Origin of the sequence: Pseudomonas sp., from assembly GCF_026224925.1 — a bacterium.
Taxonomy (GTDB): domain Bacteria; phylum Pseudomonadota; class Gammaproteobacteria; order Pseudomonadales; family Pseudomonadaceae; genus Aquipseudomonas.
The window spans coordinates 1-4,545 of the sequence record NZ_JAMFRV010000497.1; the positions used below are offsets into that span (position 1 = coordinate 1).

Below are 4,545 nucleotides of genomic sequence, written 5' to 3' on the forward strand. Positions count from 1 at the left end.
CCTCTTGCACCAGCGCCTGCGCGCAGCCCTTGCCCAGGCCCTTGCTGGCCGCACACACCAGCGCCCAGCGCCCTTTGATGCCCAAGTCCATGTTGTTGCTCCTTGTTGAATGAGTTTGCTGCTCCGCCGCCGTTCAGCGCGCCTTGATTGTTCTTGAGCAGGCTGTTGATGGTCGCGCTGCTTTGTTCGATGGACTTCATGGCCAGTTCGGCGCTGGTGAACATTCGTTTGCCGTCGCTGTTGAGCATGTCATTAGCGCCGCGCATCAACAGCGAGGTTTGCTCCAGGGTGGCGCTGGCCTGTTTGCTGAGTAGGCTCAGTTGCTTAAGCGACTGGCGAATGTCTTCTCGCTCGTCGGCGACCACGCTGGTGGCTTGTTCCAGGTGTTGCAGGGTCAGTGTCAGGCTTTGCACGTTCTCAGCCGAAAACAGCTGGCTGGTGTTGTGTAGCATTTGATTGATCCCGGTCATCAAGTCGCCCGTGTCGTTCAACAACCTGGAAATAGGTGAAGGCGACGCGATGATGACCGGCAGTTTGCCGAATACGCCGATCAGCTCAGGGCTTTGCGGGGTGCCGCCACTGAGTTGAATGATTGAGGTGCCGGTAATCCCCGTCAGGGCCAATTTAGCCAAGGTGTCTTCCTTGATGGGGGTTTCACCCGCAATACGAATCTGCGCCAGAACCCGACGCGGATCTTCCGGGTCCAGACGTAGTTGCACCACATCACCGACCTTGATCCCGCTGTATTGCACGGCGCTGCCGCGCGACAGACCACTGACCGCTTCGTTGAAAATGATCTCGTAGTCCTTGAACGCCGTGTCGACGCTGGATTTGGCCAGCCACAGACCGAACAGCAGCGCCGCAGTGACGACGATTACGGTGAACAGGCCGATCAATACGTGATGGGCACGGGTTTCCATCCTCAGACCTCCTTTCGTTGTGTGTCGGCCGAAAGCGCCGCTCGGCCGCGTGGCCCGTGGAAATATTCATGAATCCAGGCATCGTTGGTCGCTGCAACCTTATCGATTTGATCGGCCACCAACACACGCTTCTGCGCCAACACTGCGACTCGGTCGGTAATCGTGTACAGCGTGTCGAGGTCGTGGGTCACCAGAAACACGCTCAGGCCTAATGCATCGCGCAGGGTCAGAATCAGTTGATCGAAAGCGGCGGCGCCAATGGGGTCGAGTCCAGCCGTGGGTTCGTCGAGAAACAGAATGTCAGGGTCCAGCGCCAATGCTCGAGCCAGCGCTGCACGTTTGATCATGCCGCCAGACAAGGACGCCGGGTATTTATGGGCGGCCGATAACGGTAAACCGGCCAATGCCAGCTTCACGCCTGCCAAGTGTTCTGCTTCTTGACGGGTCAGGCCGGCGTGCTCTATCAGCGGTAACGCGACATTCTCGGTGACGGTCAGGGAAGAAAACAGCGCGCCTTTCTGAAACAGCACGCCGAACCGTCGTTCAACCAATGAGCGGTCTTTCTCCGACAGATGCTGTAAGTCCTGGCCCAAGACTCGGATCTGGCCCTCATCAGGCCGACGAAGCCCGACAATACTGCGCAGCAACACCGACTTTCCGCTGCCCGAACCACCCACCACGGCCAATATCTCGCCCCGGAATAAATCCAGATCTAGGTGTTCGTGCACGCTTTGGCTGCCGAAGCGATTGCACAGGCCGCGGACGTCGATCACCGTTTGCCGTTGTGTGGTCGTCATTGAGGTTGAAATAGCGGTCACCAACCCATCTCCATATAAAACAGCGCGGCCAGTGCATCCAGCACGATAACCACGAAGATAGATTGCACCACGCTGGACGTAGTGTGAGCACCTACAGACTCGGCGCTGCCACTGACTTTGAACCCTTCGAGGCAGCCAATGGCCGCGATCAAAAAGGCGAAGATTGGCGCCTTCACCATGCCCACCAGAAAGTGCTGAACACCGATGTCGGACTGCATCAACGAGAGGAACAGCGCCGGTGAAATATCCAGCGAGATGGCGCAGACGACGCCGCCACCGATGATTCCGGAGAGCATCGCGACAAACGTCAGGATCGGCAGCGAGATCAGCATCGCCAAAATACGCGGCAATACCAATAACTCCACCGGACTCAGGCCGAGGGTGCGAATAGCGTCGATCTCTTCGTTGGCCTTCATCGAACCGATTTGCGCGGTGAAGGCGCTGGCGGTGCGTCCGGCCATCAATATCGCGGTCAGCAACACGCCGAACTCACGCAGGAATGAGAAGGCGACCAAGTCCACGGTGAAGATGCTGGCGCCAAAGCTTTTCAGCACAGTTGCGCCGAGGAACGCCACCACCGCACCCACCAGAAACGTCAGCAGCGCGACGATGGGGGCGGCGTCGAGGCCCGTTTGTTCAATGTGTGAGATCACCGACGTCATTCGCCAGCGTTTGGGACGCAGCAGCGTGAACAGCAGTGTTTGCAGAATCAGGCCGATGAAACCGAGCAATTGCAGTGTGTCTTGCCAGACCGTGTCCACTGCCGTGCCGATCCGCAGCAGCAACTGCATGCCCACAGCCTCTTCCGGCTCTTTGATGGGCTCGCAGTAGTCATGAAGCGCTGACCGAATGGTTTTCAGCAGCGCCCGGCTGGCCGCGGAAAGTTCCGGGGTGTTAGACGCCAATTGTCCCAGGCGGTCGCAGCCGATAAGTTCTACCAACAAGGAAGCGCCTGCGGTATCAAGCGAGCGCAGGTCAGATAGGTCCACGGGTGTACGGTCGTCGTATCGGCCCGCCACGGCGTCCATCTGCCGCTTGAGGTCGCGGTAATGGGCAAGCGTCCAGTCGCCCGCAATCCGCAGGCCTGCCGGACTGTTGGAGATGTTCATCAAGGCACCGCCGGCCAGAGAAGGTAAGGTCATAAGCTCCGAGCTTAGTAGGTTTGCTCTGGTGTAGATGGATTCGACTGGGACGGTGTCGGCTCCGAATCATCTGCTCCGGGCTTAACCCCCAAGGGATCGCCTGTCGGGCGGGTAACCGTAGCCTGGTTTGTGTCGGTGACGACGAACCGCAGGACACCGATCACCTGACCATCCTCCGTTTCCACCCTCACCTCCCAGCGACCCACCGAGTCGTCCGGGAAATTCTGCTTGTGCGTCCAGGCACGATAACCTTCTTTACGCCCGCCGTGGATATCCAGCGCGATGCGATCAACTTCTCGCCCTCGGTGCCTCCAGACGTGATAGATGCGCTCGTCCAGACCACGTGGCGCATTGATCGCCGCGTAAGCGTATAAACCATTTTTGCGTAGCTGACTGGCGCTGATCTCTTTTACGCTTTCGCCAGGCGTACGGTTTTGATCATCGAAATCCGTACTGACCGCGACTTCAGTCATCCATAAGGTCGCTGGCGGTACCCAGGAGCGCAGCAACCACCCCGCTCCACCGATAGCCAGCGTCACCGCCAAAAGCAATAACACGCGGCGCCAATGATTGATCGGAAAACTCGACGCCATGCTCGGGAATGACAAGAGCATGGCGATGCCCAGCGACAGCTTGTAACTCTCTGCGGTGGTCAGGTGCAAGATCACCGGTAATGCCGTGAGCAGCGCAGCGAATAATGTCAGGGTGTGAAAGGCCAGGAACAGCCAGCGTTTAGAGGCCAGCCACTTGTAATACAGCGGGTCAATAATCGACACCAGCGCCGCTGCGCCCAGCAGACTGGTAAACACCAATTGGCCGCTGTTCCAGGTCGTCGTGATGAAGAAAAAAGGTAATACGAAGAACAGACTTTCCTGATGGATCATCTGCGTGCCGTAGCGCAGCAGGGGTTCCGGAATCTGGCGTTTGAAAACACGTGCGAACAGCTTCATCACGCTGTTTTCGAGCATCAACCACAGCCAGCTGACCAGCATGATCGTGGCGATCCATGTCGCCAGGCCTTCTTGGCGATCGACCAGAATGAAGCTGCTGATGCCCGATACAAAACCGAAAAACGCAATCACCCCTGGATAGCGCTTCATCAAGTTCAGCACCTGGGTTACGTAGCGATTCCAGTCCGGCATTCGTGACTTCACTGTGTTTGTAGGAAAAATCCCCGACAGAATAGCAACGCTGCTTGGTTAGCGGTCAGACAGATGCACCATGGTCGCTATTTCCCGAATGAATTTGGTCCCACAGAAAACTCCATACCCTATGGGAGCGCATTTATTCGCGAAGCTTTATTCGGCGTGGCGCCTATGTTTTCGATAAAACAGGCCCGCCATCAGTAGCAACAGCACCGCACTCGCTGCGACCAACCCATACAGCTCGTTGTAACTGATCAACGGCTTTTCTATCCGTAGATAGCCCGGCTGGGCCAGTAATCCACGCAGGGCCTGGTTGGCGGTGTCGAGACTGACCGCTTTGATCTGCCGTGCAGGGTCGGCAAAGTGACCGTCGTCATAATCACTCAATGACCCCCAATAATAATCGGCCAAGGCACTGTCGCCCTGTGCAGACCACGCCAGTTTGTCGATGGCCGCTTGCTGTAAGCGGGCGAACACCGCTGGGTCCAGGCCATCTTTTTGCAGGCGGGCGGTTAATGCG

Annotated in this window: 4 protein-coding genes and 1 pseudogene; all 5 read right to left on the reverse strand. The window is 57.6% G+C overall.

The window, feature by feature from the left end:
* Window positions 1-920, reverse strand: a 920-nt coding sequence (locus tag M0974_RS21200) for an MlaD family protein (protein WP_297841274.1), incomplete at its 3' end; no start/stop codon positions are given.
* Between the two features lie 2 nt (window positions 921-922).
* A complete protein-coding gene (locus M0974_RS21205) occupies window positions 923-1,717 on the reverse strand; it encodes an ABC transporter ATP-binding protein (protein ID WP_297841283.1) in 795 nt (264 codons plus the stop codon).
* A gap of 17 nt (window positions 1,718-1,734) precedes the next feature.
* The gene (locus M0974_RS21210) at window positions 1,735-2,880 is read right to left on the reverse strand and encodes an MlaE family lipid ABC transporter permease subunit (protein WP_297841278.1); all 1,146 of its coding nucleotides are present in this window, start codon (window positions 2,878-2,880) and stop codon (window positions 1,735-1,737) included.
* Window positions 2,881-2,891: 11 nt separating this feature from the next.
* Window positions 2,892-4,022: a DUF5924 family protein gene (locus tag M0974_RS21215; RefSeq protein WP_297841280.1), complete on the reverse strand. Its 1,131-nt coding sequence runs from the start codon at window positions 4,020-4,022 to the stop codon at window positions 2,892-2,894.
* 156 nt (window positions 4,023-4,178) lie between these two features.
* Window positions 4,179-4,545, reverse strand: a pseudogene (locus M0974_RS21220) (insulinase family protein); the annotation flags it as partial.

Bases quoted from the DNA above. Each gene is read 5' to 3' on its own strand.
- M0974_RS21205 (WP_297841283.1), bottom strand. From the start codon at position 1,717: ATGACGACCACACAACGGCAAACGGTGATCGACGTCCGCGGCCTGTGC.
- M0974_RS21210 (WP_297841278.1), bottom strand. From the start codon at position 2,880: ATGACCTTACCTTCTCTGGCCGGCGGTGCCTTGATGAACATCTCCAAC.
- M0974_RS21215 (WP_297841280.1), bottom strand. From the start codon at position 4,022: ATGCCGGACTGGAATCGCTACGTAACCCAGGTGCTGAACTTGATGAAG.